Below are 17322 nucleotides of genomic sequence, written 5' to 3'. Positions count from 1 at the left end.
ACTGTTGCGCTACGCGAGCTTCGCAGCGGAGTCCGCATCCACGCACGCCTGGATGACCGCGTCGAGGTCACCGTCGAGCACCTGGTCCAAGTTGTACGCCTTGAATCCGACGCGGTGGTCCGAGATGCGGTTCTCCGGGAAGTTGTACGTACGGATCTTCTCGGACCGGTCGACCGTGCGGACCTGGCTGCGCCGGGCGTCCGCCGCCTCCTTCTCCGCCTCTTCCTGGGCCGCCGCGAGGAGCCTGGAGCGCAGGATACGCATCGCCTGCTCCTTGTTCTGCAACTGGCTCTTCTCGTTCTGGCAGGAAGCGACGACTCCGGTGGGAATGTGTGTGATGCGTACGGCGGAGTCCGTGGTGTTGACGGACTGCCCGCCGGGCCCCGACGACCGGTAGACGTCGATCCGCAGATCGTTGGGGTTGATCTCGACGTCGATCTCCTCGGCCTCCGGCGTCACCAGGACTCCGGCCGCGGAGGTGTGGATACGGCCCTGGGACTCGGTCGCGGGCACCCGCTGCACGCGGTGCACCCCGCCCTCGTACTTCAGGCGGGCCCAGACGCCCTGTCCCGGCTCCGTGGCACCCTGGCCGCCCTTGGTCTTCACGGCGACCTGGACGTCCTTGTAGCCGCCCAGCTCGGACTCGGTGGCGTCGATGATCTCGGTCTTCCAGCCGACGCGCTCGGCGTACCGCAGGTACATGCGCAGCAGGTCGCCGGCGAACAGCGCCGACTCGTCGCCGCCCGCGCCCGCCTTGACCTCCAGGATGACGTCCTTGTCGTCGCTGGGGTCGCGCGGGACGAGCAGCAGCCGGAGCCTGTCGGTTAGGTCGTCGCGCTGCCGTTCCAGGTCCTTGACCTCGGCGGCGAAGTCCGGGTCGCTCGCGGCGAACTCGCGGGCCGTCACGATGTCCTCGCCGGTCCGCTTCCAGGAGCGGTACGCGGTGACGATCGGGGTCAGCTCCGCGTAGCGCTTGTTCAGCTTGCGGGCGTTGGCCTGGTCGGCGTGGACCGCGGGGTCGGCGAGCTTTTTCTCCAGGTCGGCGTGTTCGCCGATGAGTTCCTCGACCGCCTCGAACATCTCCGGGCTCCTGATCTGCGTACGAAAGGGCTGGTGCGGTACGGGGGTGGGTCCCCGGCCCCCGGGGTGCGGGGGGAGCGACCAAAAACGCCGGTCCCGGGTCCGCCCGGTGAGGGCGGCCGAGGACCGGCGCAGGGGCTCGCTACTTCTTGGAGCCGGCAGCAGCCTTGCCGAAGCGGGCCTCGAAGCGGGCCACACGGCCACCGGTGTCGAGGATCTTCTGCTTGCCCGTGTAGAACGGGTGGCACTCGGAGCAGACCTCGGCGCGGATGGAACCGGCCTCGATCGTGCTGCGGGTGGTGAACGAGGCGCCACAGGTGCAGCTCACCTGGGTCTCGAAGTACTGGGGGTGGATGTCGCGCTTCAAGGGTGTCTCCTAGGTTCGGGAGGGCGCCGGGTCGCCGCCGCGGGATGCGGGACGTGAACCGGGGCCGACGGACCAGTCTGCCAGGACTGGCCGTATCCCCAAAACCGGGGGGCGGGCGATTGTATTCCCGGGTGGTTCCGCGTGCGCCGGTGTGCGCCGCCACGCGCGGGTCAGGCGCGGGTCAGGCGCCGGTCACCACCTGGCCCGCGGTGCCCTTGTCGCCCGCGGAGCCCTGCGTGGCGGAGGCGGGGATGGGCTGGTCGGCCCGCAGGGCGTCCCAGACCTGTGCGTCCTGCTTCTCCAGCGGGACGACGCGGTTGGGGTCGACCGTGTCGTACTGCACCGGCATCGTGATCATGGTCATGTCCTGCGAGTCGATCTTCGACAGGCCGCCGGCGAAGCCCACGAGCTGGTTGACCGAGTCGAGGTCGGAGTCGGTGGTGACGGTGCTCGTGGCGGTGTCGGCGAGGTCGTAGAGCTTCTTCGGGCTGGTGAAGACGCCGACGTCCTTGATCTGCTTGATCAGGGCCTTGATGAACGCCTGCTGGAGCTGGATGCGGCCGAGGTCGCTGCCGTCGCCGACGCCGTGCCGGGTGCGGACCAGGCCGAGCGCTTCCTCGCCGTTGAGCGTGTGGGTGCCGGGCTTGAGGTCGAGGTGGCTCTTCGGGTCGTTGATGGCCTGACTCGTGGTGATGTCGACGCCACCGAGCGTGTCGATGAGCTTCTTGAAGCCCGTGAAGTCGACCTCGATGTAGTGGTCCATGCGGATGCCGGACATCTCCTCGACGGTCTTGACCGCGCAGGCGGGGCCGCCGACCTCGTACGCCGTGTTGAACATCTCGCGGGTCCCGCCCGGCACGTCGTTGCCCTTGTCGTCGGTGCAGTCGGGCCGGGTGACGAGGGTGTCGCGCGGTATGGAGACGACGCTGGCCTTCTTGTGGCCCTTGTAGACGTGGATCACCATCGCGGTGTCGGAGCGGGCGCCGCCGCCCTGGTCGCTGCCGTACTCGGCGTTGGCGCCGGAGCGGGAGTCGGAGCCGAGGACCAGGATGTCCATGGAGCCGTTGTTCACGTTCTTCGGCCGGTGGGTGCCCAGGGCCGCGTTGATGTCGATGCCCTTGATGTTGCCGTTGAGCTTGACGTACACGTACCCGAGGCCCGAGCCGCCGAGGACGACGACGGCTGCCGCGGTCCAGGCCGTGATCAGCAGGGCCTTGCGGCGCTTGCTGCGCGGCTTGCGGCGCCTGCCCCTGCCCCGGGGTGCGGGATCGGGTGTGACGCCTGGCGTGGTCTCGTCGGACTCCGACATGGGCTCCTCGGTCCTCGTGCGGTCGGCTGCCCTGCTCTCTTCAGGGTCGGGCTTGCGGTGCGACATCGCTTCCGGACAGTGGTTCGTCCTTGGGTCAGACGCACGCGCGACCAGCAGAGTTCCATGACGCACTGTGACCATCCTGGTGAAGGGATGGTCACAGTGCGTTGCCACTCACCGCGAGGGCAGGGCCCTCACCTGCGGTTTCAGCCGAAGATGTTGTACTGCTGGTAACCGGTGCCGATCTTTATCCGTGTGGCGAAGATCTCTCCCGACGCCTTTCCGGTGCCCGGGTACAGATACAGCGTTCCGCCGGGCGTACGGGCCACGAAGTCGGCCTTTCCGTCGCCGGTGACGTCACCCGGGGCCGCGAAGGCGTTGTACCCGTCCCAGGTGCGGACCTGGAGCCCCTTCTCGAAGAGCGCGGACGCCTTGCCGGTGCCCTTGAGCAGGTAGACCTTGCCGCCGCTGCCACGGGCGATCAGATCGGTGCGGCCGTCCCCGGTGAAGTCTCCGTGGCCGCGCAGCGAGTTGTAGACCTGGTAGCCCTTTCCGGCGGTGATCCGGGCGCCGAAGGTGCCGTCACCGTTGCCCGGGTACACGTACAGCGTGCCGCCGGAGGTCACGGAGAGCAGATCGGGGAAGCGGTCCCCGGTGACATCGCCGGGCGCCACGGTGAACTTCCGCGTCGACCAGTCACTCGCGATCTTCGTGTCCTTGTACGTCGCGCTCGACGCGGTCCGGTGCCGCCAGAAGACCGCGCCGTCGGACCGCCGCCGGATGATGAAGTCCTGGTACCCGTCACGGTTGAGATCCGTCTGCAGCACGAGGTTGTACGCGCTCCAGGAACCCGTCATCGACTTCCGGGCGGCGAATCCGTTCCCGGTCGACTCCTTGACGTACCCCTTGCCGCCGGAGGCCGCGCGGACGAAGAGGTCGGCCTTGCCGTTGCGGCTGAGGTCGGTGTCGTCGATCCGGGGGCGGACCTTGGACTCGTAGGAGGAGACCTTCGTGAACGCCTCGTAGGTGCCCGCGACGTTGCACACCTGCTTGCCCATGCTGATGCCCCAGGACACCACGCCGACGACCTTGTTGTTGACGACGAGCGGGCCGCCCGAGTCGCCGGGGCAGGTGGTCTTCCCGGTGCTGTCGTCGCCGGTGCCGAGCTGTCCGGCGCAGATCATCGAGCCGCCGGGCGTGAAGAAGGGGTCCAGGTTCTCGGCGCAGGCCGCGTCCGAGTTCAGCGGCAGCGTCACCTTCTGGAGCTGCGCCGCGATCTCGGCGGTGTCCTCGTCCGAGCTGGTCAGACCCCAGCCGTACGCGGTGGCCTTGGTGCCGGCCGCGTACAGCGCGCTGTCGCTCGGCCGGGCCAGCTCCAGCGTCGTCTGCGCGACGGGCTTGGCGAGGGTCAGCAGCGCGATGTCGTTGGTGAAGGTGTCCGGGTCGTAGGTGTCGCGGACCCAGCTACGGGTGACGTCGACGAACGTCCCGGAGTGCTCCTGGGTGACGCTGACACTGGTGCCGACGGCGACGCGGCCGTACCGGCCCCAGTCCTGCCGGTTGCCGAACTCGTCGTGCAGGCAGTGCGCGGCGGTGAGGACCTTGTTGGGCGCGACCAGGGTGCCGCCGCAGACGAAGTACGAGCCGTACTCCGGGTCGTCGTAGACGAGCTGGACCATCCAGGAGGCGGCGCTGTTGGAGCCGCCGATGATGCGCGGTGAGGCGCTGGGTCCCTCGGTGCCGGTGGCGGTGGTCGCGCCGGGCGGCGGCTTGACGACCTCGCCGGTGGGTGTGTCGGTGCCGGTCTCACCGGCGTACGAGGTGACGGCGAAGAAGCCGCCGCCGAGCAGCGCCAGTACGGCAGCGGCGGCCGGGACGATCCGGTTGAACCGGCGTCTGTGCCGGCCTCCGGACTCTGTTGTTCGCATGCAATTCCCCCCACGTCCATGGTGTGTTCGAAGAGCCGCGATCGTACAGCGCGGCACGGACACCCCGTCGCCCAGCCCCGTCGCCCAGCCCCGTAGCCACTCCCCGGGCACGGCACAGGGCCGCCCCCGTCACCGGAGTGAGCGGGGGCGGCCCTGTGCCGTACTTACTGTGCCGTGCTTAGCGCGAAACGCACGCCAAGGCGTCAGTCGTTGCCGTTGCCCGGCATCGGCGTCGTCTTCTGGATCTGGAGCAGGAACTCGGCGTTCGACTTGGTCTGCTTCATCTTGTCCAGGAGCAGTTCGATCGCCTGCTGCTGGTCGAGGGCGTGCAGCACTCGGCGCAGCTTCCAGGTGATGGCGAGTTCGTCGCTGCCGAGCAGGATCTCTTCCTTACGCGTACCGGACGCGTCGACGTCCACCGCCGGGAAGATCCGCTTGTCGGCGAGCTTCCGGTCGAGCTTCAGCTCGGCGTTGCCGGTGCCCTTGAACTCCTCGAAGATGACCTCGTCCATGCGCGAGCCGGTCTCGACGAGCGCGGTGGCCAGGATGGTCAGCGAGCCGCCGTCCTCGATGTTGCGCGCGGCACCGAAGAAGCGCTTCGGCGGGTACAGCGCGGTCGAGTCGACACCACCGGACAGGATGCGTCCGGAGGCGGGCGCCGCCAGGTTGTAGGCGCGGCCCAGACGGGTGATGGAGTCCAGCAGGACGACCACGTCGTGACCCAGCTCGACCAGGCGCTTGGCGCGCTCGATGGCCAGTTCGGCGACCGTGGTGTGGTCCTCGGCGGGGCGGTCGAAGGTCGAGGAGATGACCTCGCCCTTCACCGACCGCTGCATGTCGGTGACCTCTTCCGGACGCTCGTCGACGAGGACGACCATCAGGTGGCACTCGGGGTTGTTGTGCGTGATCGCGTTCGCGATCGCCTGCATGATCATGGTCTTACCGGTCTTCGGCGGGGCCACGATCAGACCGCGCTGGCCCTTGCCGATCGGCGACACGAGGTCGATGATCCGCGTGGTCAGCACGCCCGGGTCGGTCTCCAGACGGAGCCGGTCCTGCGGGTAGAGCGGGGTCAGCTTGTTGAACTCCGGGCGCCCGCGCCCGGATTCGGCCGCCATGCCGTTCGCGGAGTCCAGGCGGACGAGCGCGTTGAACTTCTCGCGCCGCTCGCCTTCCTTGGGCTGGCGGACCGCGCCGGTGACGTGGTCGCCCTTGCGCAGGCCGTTCTTGCGGACCTGGGCGAGGGACACGTACACGTCGTTGGGGCCCGGGAGGTAGCCCGAGGTCCGGATGAACGCGTAGTTGTCGAGGATGTCCAGGATGCCCGCGACGGGGATCAGGACGTCGTCGTCGGTGACCTGCGGCTCGCTGACGTCCTCACGGCCGCGCCGGCCGCGCCGGTCCCGGTAGCGCCCGCGACGGCCGCGACGGCTGCCGTCGTCGTCGAAGTCGTCCTGGGGGCCCGTGTTGCGGTCCTGGCGGTCCTGACGGCCGCCGCCCTGCTGCTGGCGCTGCTGGCTGCCGCCGCCCTGCTGGCCCTGCTGGTCGTCGCCCTTGCCCCGGCGGTCCCGGTCACGGCCGCGCTCGCCCCGGTCGCCGCGCTCGCCACGGTCCCTGCGGTCACGGCGGTCCCGGCGGCCCTCCGCATTGCCGTCGGAGCCGTCGCCCCTGCCGTCGGACCCGTCGCGAGCGGCGTCCTTCGCCTCGGCGGTCACCGTCTCGGGGCTGCCCGCGTCGGCGGTGGCCCGGCGCCGGCGGCGCTCGCCCGCGGGGGCGTCGTCGCTGGCGGGCTGGCCGGGGATGTCGATCTGCTGCTGGGCGACGGCCTGGGCGGCGCCGTCGGACGGGGCCGCGCCGTTGTCGCTCGTGGTGGCCTTGGCGGCGCCGTCGGCCTGCGCGGTGTCCGCCTTGGTGGCCCTGGCGGCCTTGGTGGCAGCGGACTTGTCGGTCGCGGCGGCGTCGTCGCCGGTACGGGCCTTCGAGGTGGCCCGGCGCTTGGGCTTGGCCTCGGCGGGGGCGTCGGCGCTCTTCGCCGGGGCGGAGCCGGAGCCCGCCTGCGCCTCCTTGATGACCTCGATCAGCTGGCTCTTGCGCATCCGCGCGGTGCCCCTGATCCCGAGGCCCGATGCGACCTGCTGCAGCTCGGCCAGCACCATGCCGTCGAGGCCGGTTCCGCGGCGCCGCCGGGTTCCGGCCGAAGCACCGGTGGCAGGCGCGGCAGTGGCGTCCGTGGCGGGCGCGGCAGCGGTATCGACCGTGCTGTCGGCAGTCACGCCCATCAGATCGGTGGTGTCGCTCACGAAGGGTCCTTCCCTGGAGCGGACGTCGGCCTGTCTGGCTCGGCGACCGGTTGTGCTGTCCGGCTTCGGTCCTTGTGGTGTGGACCGCACCGGGGCGGTGGTCCGCCAACGGCGGAAGACATATCTGGTGATGGCGATTCCCGGAGCCGTGCCACGGGTTTATGTGTCACGCGGCTCGGTCTCGCCGGTTCCGGAGCGTGCTCGACAGACCGCTCAATGCCACACGAGTAGCGGTTTGGGAGGCTCCCGGAAGGATGGTCGTCCCGGACGGGGACACGAAGCACCTCGCCATGGTGGGGTCGGGTGCAGACTTGAGGTTAACACTACCGGATCCAACAAACATTCCCCCTCTCGAAATCCGGCAACCGCATGTATCCAGTGGCCGTCTACTGGACGCTGAAGGGCGCGAGCGGCAGCACGCTCGCTCCCGCGGCGTCGAGGGCCAGCCGGTTCGCCGCCCACCCCTCGCCCGCCAGTCGGGCGACCTTGTCGGCCGCGTGGTCGTCGACGAGGGCGAGGACCGTGGGGCCCGCGCCGGAGATCACCGCGGGGACACCGTCCGCGCGCAGCCGCTCCACCAGGGCGGCGCTCTCCGGCATGGCGGGAGCGCGGTAGTCCTGGTGCAGTCGGTCCTCGGTGGCGGGCAGCAGCAGCTCGGGGCGCCTGGTCAGGGCCTCGACGAGCAGGGCGGCCCGGCCCGCGTTGGCGGCGGCGTCCACATGCGGGACGGTACGCGGCAGCAGTCCGCGGGCGGTTTCGGTGAGTACGGGTCTGCCCGGTACGAAAACCACCGGAACGATGGATTCGGCGGCCTCCATCCTGATCGCGCGGGCCGCGCCGCCCTCCATCCAGGAGAGCGTGAATCCGCCGAGCAGACAGGCCGCGACATTGTCGGGGTGGCCCTCGATCTCGGTGGCGAGTTCCAGCAGGGCACTGTCGTCGAGCCTGCTGTCGCCGCCTATGGTCACGGCGCGCGCGGCGACGATGCCGGCGCAGATCGCGGCCGACGAGGAGCCGAGGCCCCGGCCGTGCGGGATGCGGTTGGCGCAGACGACCTCCAGGCCGCGCGGCTGTCCGCCGAGCAGGTCGAAGGCGGTGCGCAGGGACCGTACGAGCAGGTGGTTCTCGTCGCGCGGGAGGGTGTCGCCACCCTCGCCGGCGATGTCGACGTGCAGCCCGGAGTCGGCCACCCGCACGACGACGTCGTCGTAGAGCCCCAGGGACAGGCCGAGGGCGTCGAAGCCCGGTCCGAGGTTGGCGCTGGTGGCGGGGGTGCGCACTCGGACGGCGGCGGCGCGGAACGCGGGACCGGCCATCGCTCGATGACTCTCCTTGAGCTGCGTGATTTTCTTCAGACTTGCACCACGTACGGAATACCCGGAGGCCGCAAGCAGGCGGCACCGCGGCATATGCGGCGGGCGGGTTCGGTACAGCCTATCGAAGGAAGGTTCTGTGGCGACATAGGGCGCACAGGAGGCGCACGATGCGTGTCGTAAGCCCCCCGTGCACCCCCGGTGTGGAGATGTGCACGTATACCCGATTGGCCCGGCTCGCACCGGGCCGGCGGTCGTGCCGTGCCCTTCCGTGGCTCCTGGCTACGCGAGGCCCAGCCGCTCGGCCGCCGCGACCGCGTCGACCGGTACCGTCACCGGCGGCGGCGCTCCGGCGACCGCCCACTCGGGGTCCTTGAGGCCGTTTCCGGTCACTGTGCAGACGATGCGCTGGCCCGGGTCGACCTTGCCCTGTTCGGCTGCCTTCAGCAGACCGGCGACGGACGCGGCGGACGCCGGCTCGACGAAAACACCCTCCTGGGACGCCAACAGCTTGTAGGCGCGCAGGATCTCACGGTCCGTCACCTCGTCGATGAAGCCGCCCGACTCCGCCTGCGCGGCGAGGGCGAGCTGCCAGGACGCGGGGTTGCCGATCCGGATCGCGGTGGCGATGGTCGACGGATCCTTGACGATCTCGCCACGCACGATGGGCGCCGAACCGGAAGCCTGGAATCCCCACATGCGCGGGGTCCGGGTCGCCGGGCCGTCGGCCGCGTACTCGCGGTAGCCCTTCCAGTACGCGGTGATGTTGCCCGCGTTGCCGACCGGCAGGACATGGATGTCGGGGGCGTCGCCGAGCGCGTCGACGATCTCGAACGCGGCCGTCTTCTGGCCCTCGATCCGTACCGGGTTGACCGAATTGACCAGCGCCACCGGGTAGTTGTCGGAGAGACTGCGGGCCAGCGTGAGGCAGTCGTCGAAGTTGCCGCTGACCTGGAGGAGCTTGGCGCCGTGCACCAGCGCCTGGCCCATCTTGCCGAGCGCGATCTTGCCGTCGGGCACCAGGACGGCGCAGACCATGCCGGCGCGCACCGCGTAGGCGGCGGCCGACGCGGACGTGTTGCCGGTGGAGGCGCAGATGACGGCCTGCGCGCCCTCCTCCTTGGCCCGCGTGATGGCCATCGTCATCCCGCGGTCCTTGAAGGACCCGGTCGGGTTGGCGCCCTCCACCTTGAGGTGGACCTCACAGCCGGTGCGCTCGGAGAGCACCTGCGCGGGCACGAGCGGCGTACCGCCCTCGCGGAGCGTCACGACCCGCGTACTGTCGGTGACCGGCAGCCGGTCCCGGTACTCCTCGATGATTCCGCGCCACTGGTGGGTCATTGCTGGTTACTCTCCTTCAACCCGCATGATGCTGGCGACACCCCGCACGGTGTCGAGTCGGCGCAGCGCTTCGACGGTGCCGCCGAGGGCGGCGTCGGGCGCGCGGTGGGTGACGACGACGAGCGACGCCTCCCCGTCCTTGCCCTGCTGGCGCACGGTGTCGATCGATACGCCGTGCTCGGCGAAGACCGTCGCGACCTGGGCGAGCACGCCCGGCTTGTCGGCCACGTCGAGGCTGATGTGGTACCGCGTGACGACCTCGCCCATCGAGGAGACGGGCAGGCGCGTGTACGCGGACTCGCCGGGGCCCGTGGCCTCGCCGAGCTTGTTGCGGCAGACCGCGACGAGGTCGCCGAGTACGGCGGACGCGGTGGGCGAGCCGCCCGCGCCGGGGCCGTAGAACATGAGCTGCCCGGCGGCGTCGGCCTCGATGAACACGGCGTTGTACGCGCCGCGCACGGAGGCCAGCGGGTGGCTGAGCGGGATCATCGCGGGGTGCACGCGCGCGGTGACGGAGCCGCCGTCGGCGGCCCGCTCGCAGATGGCGAGCAGTTTGATGGTGCAGCCCATGCGCTTGGCCGACGCGAAGTCGGCGGCGGTGACCTCGGTCATGCCCTCGCGGTAGACGTCGTCGAGACGCACGCGCGTGTGGAAGGCGATTCCGGCGAGGATGGCGGCCTTGGCTGCGGCGTCGAAGCCCTCGACGTCGGCGGTCGGATCGGCCTCCGCGTACCCGAGCGCGGTGGCCTCGTCCAGGGCCTCCTGGTAGCCGGCGCCGGTGGAGTCCATCTTGTCGAGGATGAAGTTGGTGGTGCCGTTCACGATGCCGAGCACCCGGTTGACCTTGTCGCCCGCGAGGGATTCGCGCAGCGGCCGGATCAGCGGAATGGCACCGGCGACGGCGGCCTCGTAGTACAGATCACGCCCGTGCTCCTCGGCGGCGGCGTGCAGCGCGGCGCCGTCCCGCGCGAGGAGCGCCTTGTTGGCGGAGACGACGGAGGCGCCGTGCGCGAAGGCGGTGGTGATGAGCGTACGAGCGGGCTCGATCCCCCCGATCACCTCGACGACGACGTCAATGTCGCCGCGTTTGACGAGGGCGGTCGCGTCGGTGGTGATCAGCGCGGGGTCGACACCGTCGCGCACCTTGGCCGGGCGGCGCACCGCGACCCCCGCCAGCTCCACCGGGGCGCCGATGCGGGCGGCGAGGTCGGCGGCGTGCGTCGTCATGATGCGCGCCACCTCTGAGCCGACTACCCCACAGCCCAGCAGCGCCACTTTCAGCGGACGCGTACGCATCATCCGACCTCACTTCTCGTACTTCTACGGTGGGACCAGTCTCACTCACCGGACGGGAGTTTCTATCCCCCGTCCGGATCCTGAGATATCTATTTCATTTATCCGACATCGAGGCGCAGGAGATCTTCCTCCGTCTCCCGCCGCACGATCACACGCGCCGCGCCGTCGCGCACGGCGACGACGGGCGGGCGGAGCGCGTGGTTGTAGTTGCTCGCCATGGACCGGCAGTAGGCACCGGTCGCGGGTACGGCGATGAGGTCGCCGGGCGCCAGATCGGCGGGCAGGAAGGCGTCCCGTACGACGATGTCGCCGCTCTCGCAGTGCTTGCCGACGACGCGGACGAGCATGGGTTCGGCGTCGGACGCGCGGGAGACGAGGGAGACGCTGTACTCGGCGTCGTACAACGCCGTCCGGATGTTGTCCGACATCCCCCCGTCGACGGACACATAGGTCCGCAGCCCGTCCAGAGGCTTGATCGTCCCGACCTCGTAGAGGGTGAAAGCAGTCGGACCCACAACAGCCCGCCCCGGCTCCACGGAAATCCGTGGCGTCCGCAACCCGGCGGCCTCGCACTCCCTCCCCACGATCTCGCCGAGCGCCTTGGCGATCTCGTGCGGGTCGCGGGGGTCGTCGTCCGAGGTGTACGCGATACCGAGGCCGCCGCCGAGGTCGATCTCGGAGAGTTCCACGCCGTGTTCGTCGCGGATCCGGGCGAGCAGTCCGACCACGCGCCGGGCCGCCACCTCGAAGCCGGCCATGTCGAAGATCTGCGAGCCGATGTGCGAGTGGATGCCGACGACGTCGAGTCCGTCGAGTTTGAGGGCGCGCCGCACGGCCTCGGCGGCCTGTCCGCCGGCCAGCGCGATCCCGAACTTCTGGTCCTCGTGGGCGGTGGCGATGAACTCGTGCGTGTGCGCCTCGACGCCGACGGTCACCCGGATCTGTACGCGCTGCCGCTTACCGAGCCGTTCGGCGATGTGCGCGACCCGCACGATTTCCTGAAAGGAATCGAGCACGATCCGCCCGACGCCACTGGAAACGGCACGCTCGATTTCCTCGGACGACTTGTTGTTCCCATGAAAGGCAATGCGCTCGGCGGGCATTCCGGCACCGAGGGCCGTGACGAGTTCTCCCCCGGAGCACACATCGAGATTGAGCCCTTCCTCCTCCAGCCACCGCACGACGGCGCGGCTGAGGAAGGCCTTCCCGGCGTAGAAGACGTCGGCGCCGGTGCCGAAGGCGGTACGCCAGGCCCGCGCCCGCGCGCGGAAGTCCTGCTCGTCCATGAAGTAGGCGGGTGTCCCGAACTCCTCGGCGAGCCGGGTGACCGGGACCCCGCCGACGGTGACGACACCGTCGGCACCACGGCGTACGGTCTGCGCCCAGACCTTGGGGTCGAGTGCGTTGAGATCGGCGGGCGGGGCGCTGTAGTGCCCTTCCGGCAGGACGTCCCCGTGACGGGGCCCGGCGGGGTGTGCGGATCGGCTCATGTCGTCGTGCGCTCTCTCAGAGATGTTCGGGTGCGTGCATGCCGAGCAGATCGAGGCCACCGGCGAGCACCGCCCCGGCGGCTTCGGCGAGCGCGAGCCGGGCACGGTGGGCGGCCAGGGGTTTCTCGTCCCCGACGGGCAGCACGGACACCTCGGCGTGGAACCGCAGAAACGCGTCGGCGACCAGGACGAGGTGCCGGGCGAGGCGGTCGGGTGAGTGATGCCGGGCGGCGGCCTGAAGGACGAGGGGGTACTCGGCAAGGACCTGGAGAAGGCCGCTACCGGCGGGCTCGGTGCTGTCCGGAGTGCTGGTGAAACCGAGGCGTGCGGCTTCGCGGGTGAGGGCGCGGGTACGGGAGTGGGCGTACCGGACGCGGAAGAGGGGGTTGCTCTCCCGCTGCACGAGGAGGTCCGCGAGGGGGTGGGGGCGGTCGTGCGGTGCGGGGTGGAGCAGGGACCAGAGGAGGACCTCGTCGCCGTCGCCGTCTCCGTCACCGGGGAGTTCGTGGAGGCTGCCGCTCTGGCCGCTCTGGCTGGCGATGATCCTGCTCAGGGCGTCGGCGATGACTTGGGCACGGGTTCCGTGCGGGTGCGGGGCGGGCAGCGCGCCGACCTGACCGCCGCCGGCCTGACCGTCGAGGGTGTCCCCGTACCCGTACCGCGTGCCCTGCCGCAGGATCTCGGCGACGAGGCCGGTGGTGGCGGTGGGGTCGAGGGTGAGATTGAGGAATCCGGGGCCGGTGATGTCGACGCCGGCGAGTCCCGGGGTGCCGATGAGCCGGTGCCGGAGGATCTCGGCGACCTGACGGGCGGGTCGGCCGGCGGGACGGGCGAGCTGAAGGGCGACATTGGTCGCGTAGTCCCCGCGCCCCCCGGGCCGCGTCCGCTCCACCAGAACCCGCACGGGCACGGCCACGGCCAGCTCCCCCCCGTCCACGGCACGGCGCACGGCTTGGCACACGGTGCGGGAGAGGTCGACGGGGGTCACGGTCACGGGACAAGCGTAGGCGAGGAAGGGGGTGGGGGCGGTAACGGGTTTCGGGGCGGGCCTGGGCGTACGGCTGTCAGGGTCGCCCGGCGCGCTCGGGGGTCTCATCGGCGCCGGCGTCGGTTCCGGTTGCGGGGTCGGCGGCGCCGTACGCGCGCCCGTGCTCCATCAACTGCCGGACGATGCCGATGAGTTCGCCGGGCTCGAAGGGTTTGGCGAGGAAGGCGTCGACCCCGACATCGAGGCCGCTCTCGACCTCGTACTGGGTGCAGGCGCTGACGATCATCAGCGGCAGATGCCGCGTACGGGGATCGGAGCGCAGACGCGCGGACGTACGCAGCCCGTCGAGGCGGGGCATCACGACGTCGAGTGTGACGACATCGGGCCGGACCTGGTGAACGACCTCAAGGGCTTCGGCACCATCGGCCGCGGTCACGACCTCGAAGCCCTCTAGTTCGAGATTGACCCTGATCAGCTGCCGGATGACCTTGTTGTCGTCCACAACAAGCACCCGACCGGTCGCGCCTGGCACAACTTGAGAGTAGGTCCGCACCGGCGACCGCGTCCGGGTTTTCCCCACTTCTGACCCGTGCGGGGGATGCGAAGCGGCGTGGGGTGCGGGTGGGCGGGCGAGTCCGCGTGGCGGGACGGAGGGGGTGAAGCGGCGGGGCCGAGAAGGTGAACAGGAGGCGCCGGAGCCGACGCACCGCACGCCGGCAACAGGTCGCGGATCCCCCACCCCTGAGCGCCGCCCACCTGCTCCGGGACCCGCCAAATACCTGTTCATGAGGACCCCCGAAGAGCTGGTAGTCTTCAACCCGTCGCCGCGCCAGCCGCGAACGACACGCCCCCGTAGCTCAGGGGATAGAGCAACGGCCTCCGGAGCCGTGTGCGCAGGTTCGAATCCTGCCGGGGGCACCGGAAATCAAGGCCCTGACCAGCGGAGACGCCGGTCAGGGTCTTTTTGCGCATGCCAAAACGCATACGGCTACGTGGCCGTGACCACTCGACTCCCCCACAACCCTGATCAGGGGATATCCATGGCCGGGCAGACGGAATCCCAATTGTCCGATCCCGCAAAATCGACTCCTGCGGGACATACGTGGGCCAGAAAGCCGCAAGGTGAATCCCCCACCCGCGGGAGGCCGCTTTGGACCTGCATGTTTACCAAGCGGGACAGCCAGAAGGCACATGGAGACGCAGGCCGTTGCACTTTCCCGGATCGGATTCGGCACGGTCTCGCGAAGGCCCTCCACCAACCCGGACGCCAACAAAAAGCCTGACCAAGCCCACTGACCGTAGAAAACAGAAGCACCACCGACCGCCGAGACAACGTCCCAGACTTCAGTGCGCCCCCGCCATCACCGGAGCGTACTGCCGACCGTGCACGGCGACTTCACCAACTACACACGCAGCTTCGTAGGTGAGCACTTGGCAGCGATCTCCAGGGGTGGCCGCAGTAGCCGGGAGAGTGCGCACGCAGGCACAGCCTCGCGGATGAGGGGCCGCGCGGGCAGCCGCCGCCACCTCCAGGCCGCGCACCCTACGGGTTTGCCACGGAACCACTTCCTGCTGGCAGAAAGTCGAGGGAGAGCCCTGCGGGGCCAATCTTCGCCTTATACCCTCCTTCCACCAGTGAGTTCCGGGGGCAAAGGCAGGCCATGAGCAAGCTGCACATCGAGTACGTCCGCAACGCCATCGACGAGCGGTACGCCGGACTGCTGAATCTGTCAGACCTACCGAAATCGACGTCCGAGCACAATCGTCGGCAGGCGTTCCTCAGTCGTGGGATCGCGGCCCTCGCCGTGCAGAACGAGCACCAGGTCGGCCCGCGGGCCGCCGCCGCGTGCGTCTTCGACGGCGCGGACGACCGCGGTGTGGACGCGATTTCGGTGGAGCTCAGCGCTCCGCAGCCACGCATCTGTCTGGTGCAGGCCAAGTGGAGCGATACCGGCAAGGGCGGGTTCAATGAGGAGGCGGTGCACAAGCTGTTCCGCGGCCTTGACCTGCTCTTCGACCGGGCCTACACGAAGTTCAACAGCCGCTTCCAGCCTCTCGTGCCAGATCTCCAGCAGGCGTTCGACCTGGGTCTGCCGAAGGTGACCATCGTCCTGGCGCTGATGCGGACCGCGCCTCTCGACCCCAAGGTACGGGAGCTCCTTGAGGAGAAGGTCGCGGCGCAGAACGAGGTCGACGAGATCGTCGACTACAAGGTTCTCGATCTTCGTGACTTCCACCGGGCGATTCTCGGTGACGCGGCGACACCGAAGATCGATGCCACGGTCAGGCTCGATGGCTTCGCGCAGGAGTCAACCCCGTACAAGGCGCTCTACGGCACCATGACCGTCCCGGACCTCGCGGACCTGTACGGCGAACACAGGCGAGGGCTCTTCGCCCGCAACATCCGCGGCTCTCTCGACCTGACCGAAGTCAACATCAAGATCCAGAACACGCTGCTGGAACAGCCCGAGCACTTCTGGTACTTCAGCAACGGCATCACCATGCTCTGCGAGACGATCAAGCCGGTCGGGCGGGCCGTCCCCGGAAAGGTCGGCGACTTCAAGCTGACCGGCATCAGCGTGGTCAACGGCGCGCAGACCGTAAGCGCCCTGCACCGGGCCTTCGTCAAGGACCCCGACGCCGCGCAGATCGGCCGGGTCACGGTGCGGCTGATCTCGCTGGAGGACTGCCCGGAGGGCTTCGGGGACCAGGTCACCACCACCACGAACACGCAGAACCCCATCGAGGAGCGCGACTTCAAGTCCCTCGATCAGGGGCAGATCCAACTCCGCGACGACTTCGCTCTGTTGTTGCACCGCAGCTATGTCATCAAGCGCGGCGAGCGTCTCCCGGACCCTCAGCACGGCTGCTCCATGACGGAGGCTGCCGAGGCCCTGGCTGCTGTCCACCCCAACGCCCAGCTCGCGGCGGTGGCCAAGCGTGACCAGAACCTCGCGGGGCTGTGGGAGGACAGCGTCTACGACCAGCTCTTCGGGACCACACCAAACGTGTACCGGGTCTGGCGCTCGGTCGAACTGCTCCGCGCGGTCCGCGCGGAGCTCCAGGCGCTCCGCGACGGCCTGCTCTGGCGCGCCGATGCCGCCGCCTCGCACGGCGATCTCCTCGTCACTCACATCGTCTTCCGGCGTCTGAGTACCACTGCCATCGGGAGCCCGGACTTCAACTGGACGGGCGAGCTCGCCAAGGTGCCACAGCTGGTGCAGGACACATTCTCTTGGGTACTGCGCGCGATCGACGACGAGTACGGCAAGAGCAGTCACATCATCGCCGCGGTCCGCAACGCGGAACGTATGCAGCGGGTGGTGCGCGCCGCCCTGCGCGGCCTCGACTCCGGCACGACCGCTCCCGCCCTCCAGGAGGACTATCAGGTCGCCGGAAGCGAGCAGCGCGGGCGGCAGGTCAACGCCGTCGCCACCCTCCTCACGGCCGGCCGCATCCCTGAGGGCACGGAGCTGGAGTTCCGCCCCTTCTCGCGGCCGGAGCGGCGGGAGATGACGGACTGGCTCGCCGCGAACCCGGACCGCACCCGCGCGACCTGGTCCAACGAGAGCGGCACCAGGAACACTCTGCGCTGGGCCGCGGACGGAAAGTGGTACTCACCCAGCGGCCTGGCCCGGAAGATGCGCGTCGAGGCATCAGGGGTGGACACCTCGACGCAGGGCACGATCCGGTGGTTCGTGCCCAACCAGGGCTCACTCGAAGAGCTGGCGTACGAGGTACGGCAGAGCGAGGGCACCGATACCGACACCGGCCCGACGGAGCAGTGACGAGCGAAGGTCGGCGGACGGCCACCGACCACCGACCACCGGGATCCGGCGATTGTCGGTGCTTGCCGGTAGGGTCGACGCGCTCGCGCGACAGAGCCTCCGGACCACCCCACGGCCCCAGG

At 69.7% G+C, this 17322-nt stretch carries 12 protein-coding genes and 1 tRNA gene; 2 read left to right on the top strand and 11 right to left on the bottom strand.

The annotated features are described in order from the left end of the window. Positions 1–9: 9 nt before the first annotated feature. The 11 genes from prfA to ACIQNU_RS36550 form a co-directional block, all read right to left on the bottom strand. Entirely contained in the window at positions 10–1080 is a 1071-nt protein-coding gene (prfA, locus tag ACIQNU_RS36600) for a peptide chain release factor 1 (RefSeq protein ID WP_401374810.1), read from the bottom strand. Positions 1081–1222: 142 nt separating this feature from the next. Then, positions 1223–1447 (bottom strand): 50S ribosomal protein L31, encoded by a 225-nt coding sequence (gene rpmE / locus ACIQNU_RS36595; protein WP_401374807.1) that lies wholly within the window; start codon positions 1445–1447, stop codon positions 1223–1225. Positions 1448–1628: 181 nt separating this feature from the next. Further along, on the bottom strand, positions 1629–2756 hold the full coding sequence (locus ACIQNU_RS36590; RefSeq protein ID WP_401374804.1) for an LCP family protein: 1128 nt from the start codon (positions 2754–2756) through the stop codon (positions 1629–1631). Between the two features lie 206 nt (positions 2757–2962). Continuing rightward, positions 2963–4684, bottom strand: a complete 1722-nt coding sequence (locus ACIQNU_RS36585; protein WP_401374802.1) for a trypsin-like serine protease — start codon at positions 4682–4684, stop codon at positions 2963–2965. Positions 4685–4887: 203 nt separating this feature from the next. Beyond that, complete coding sequence (gene rho / locus ACIQNU_RS36580) at positions 4888–6984, bottom strand: transcription termination factor Rho (RefSeq protein ID WP_401374799.1); 2097 nt, start codon at positions 6982–6984, stop codon at positions 4888–4890. A 386-nt stretch (positions 6985–7370) separates the two neighbouring features. Next, positions 7371–8300, bottom strand: coding sequence for a homoserine kinase (thrB, locus tag ACIQNU_RS36575; RefSeq protein WP_401374795.1), 930 nt, complete (start codon positions 8298–8300; stop codon positions 7371–7373). A 279-nt stretch (positions 8301–8579) separates the two neighbouring features. Next, a complete protein-coding gene (gene thrC / locus ACIQNU_RS36570) occupies positions 8580–9638 on the bottom strand; it encodes a threonine synthase (RefSeq protein WP_401374793.1) in 1059 nt (352 codons plus the stop codon). A gap of 6 nt (positions 9639–9644) precedes the next feature. Beyond that, entirely contained in the window at positions 9645–10934 is a 1290-nt protein-coding gene (locus tag ACIQNU_RS36565) for a homoserine dehydrogenase (protein ID WP_401375009.1), read from the bottom strand. A gap of 98 nt (positions 10935–11032) precedes the next feature. After that, complete coding sequence (lysA, locus tag ACIQNU_RS36560) at positions 11033–12424, bottom strand: diaminopimelate decarboxylase (RefSeq protein WP_401374791.1); 1392 nt, start codon at positions 12422–12424, stop codon at positions 11033–11035. Positions 12425–12440: 16 nt separating this feature from the next. After that, a complete protein-coding gene (gene nrtL / locus ACIQNU_RS36555) occupies positions 12441–13412 on the bottom strand; it encodes an ArgS-related anticodon-binding protein NrtL (RefSeq protein WP_401375006.1) in 972 nt (323 codons plus the stop codon). 76 nt (positions 13413–13488) lie between these two features. Next, complete coding sequence (locus tag ACIQNU_RS36550) at positions 13489–13992, bottom strand: response regulator (RefSeq protein WP_401374788.1); 504 nt, start codon at positions 13990–13992, stop codon at positions 13489–13491. Positions 13993–14258: 266 nt separating this feature from the next. Here ACIQNU_RS36550 and ACIQNU_RS36545 point away from each other — a divergent pair. Together ACIQNU_RS36545 and ACIQNU_RS36540 are read left to right on the top strand one after the other, a co-directional pair. Further along, positions 14259–14330 (top strand) — tRNA-Arg (locus tag ACIQNU_RS36545). 743 nt (positions 14331–15073) lie between these two features. After that, entirely contained in the window at positions 15074–17200 is a 2127-nt protein-coding gene (locus ACIQNU_RS36540; protein ID WP_401374786.1) for an AIPR family protein, read from the top strand. Positions 17201–17322: the final 122 nt, after the last annotated feature.

This window comes from Streptomyces sp. NPDC091292 (assembly GCF_044757265.1).
GTDB lineage: Bacteria > Actinomycetota > Actinomycetes > Streptomycetales > Streptomycetaceae > Streptomyces.
Note: the sequence above shows the minus strand (reverse complement) of the source record. Positions and strands in the feature narration are given on the sequence as shown.